The sequence below is a fragment of the Actinomycetota bacterium genome, assembly GCA_030650795.1.
In the GTDB taxonomy this organism is placed as follows: Bacteria; Actinomycetota; Actinomycetes; order S36-B12; family S36-B12; genus UBA11398.
Window position 1 is genome coordinate 1 of sequence record JAUSDJ010000003.1, and the last position, 1,299, is coordinate 1,299.

General features: G+C 63.0%; 1 protein-coding gene. It reads right to left on the reverse strand.

Annotated elements, in window-relative coordinates; all coding sequences use genetic code 11:
• Positions 1-112: 112 nt before the first annotated feature.
• Positions 113-1,270 carry an IS4 family transposase gene (locus Q7L55_01990; protein ID MDO8731334.1) on the reverse strand — a complete coding sequence of 386 codons (1,158 nt, stop codon included), beginning with the start codon at positions 1,268-1,270 and terminating at the stop codon, positions 113-115.
• Between the last annotated feature and the right edge of the window lie 29 nt (positions 1,271-1,299).

Here is a 1,299-nt window from a genome sequence, read left to right on the forward strand (position 1 = left end):
ATCAGTGCTGTCCAAATTAGCCGTGGTCGCTGTTGAGCGCGCCGAGTTTTCCGCGGGAAACAGGGCGTGGTTGACGTCTGCTCAAACGACACCTTCCGTGATGCTGTCCCAATTACCTGAAGGCCAGCGCACCTTGGACAGGTTCAGCGAGCGGCGGCGGGCTGGTAAACGGGTCATCGAGCCACGCCCAGAGGTCGCGATAGACCAGCAGGTTCATCCGGAGCAACGCGACCAGATTCGAGAGCGACCACCCGAAGCGCGCCTTCAGTTGCAGGTACTTCAGCACGAGCAGCGCGATGAGCGCCGTCCAGATCTGAATGTGCAGGGCGTTGGCGGACGTGCCCACGAACGTCTTCACGCGCAAGTTCTGCTTCAACGCTTTGAAAAACAGCTCGATCTGCCACCGCTCCTTGTAGATCCGCGCCACGGTCGAAGCGCCGAGCGTCAGGTGGTTGGTCAGGAACTCGAGGCGCTCGCCCTCGGGCGTGCGATAGACGACCCGCCGCAAGTGGCCGGGATATTTCTTCTGCGTCAGCGGGCCGCGGAACCGAATGATCTGATCGCACACAATGCCCCGGTCCTGCGGCGGGGTGCGGCGCTCGACCACGGTGTAATCCGCTTGGCGCTTCAGTCGGGTCACGAAGAACACCCCGGCCGCCGTCAGGTCGGCGAACCAGGCGAAGTCGGTATAGCCTTTGTCGAAGACCAAGATCGTCCCCGCCGTAAACGTCTGCTCCCGCGCCATCGGGCCCTCGTGATGCTTGCCGTCGGTGATGACCAGGAAGATCGGCAGGTACCCGTCGTGATCGAGCGTGAAATGCAGCTTCACCGCGCCTTTGGTGCGGCGAAACACCGCCCACGGAAACATCTCCGCGCACAAGTCGATGACCGTGGCGTCGAGACTCAGGAGCTTGTTCTTGAAGCGGAAGGGCTTCGAGCCCGCCACCTCCCGACACCGCGCCAGGACCTGATAGAACACGGCTTGATAGAGCGGCCACGGCCGATGCGCATTGGCGTAGGCGAGCGTCGACCGCGGGGGCGCCGTCGCCCCGAGATGCGCCAGCTTGCCTTCGCAACTGGCCAAGCCGCCGCAGATCTCCCGCAGCGAATGCGCGCGCCCGAGTTGGGCGAACAGCATCGCCACGAATTGGTCCCAGCACGTGAAGCCGCGCGCGTGCCGTTCCGCCTTGGTGTCGATCACGGCCTTCTGAAACTCGGTGCGTGGAAAAAGCTGGAGCAACTGATTGAAGATGCTGCAGAATCTGGTCATAGGGGTTGGGCTCCGTGGTGACGTGGTGA

Excerpts from the sequence above, each read along its gene's own strand:
- Q7L55_01990 (MDO8731334.1), bottom strand. The coding sequence starts at position 1,270 with ATGACCAGATTCTGCAGCATCTTCAATCAGTTGCTCCAGCTTTTTCCA.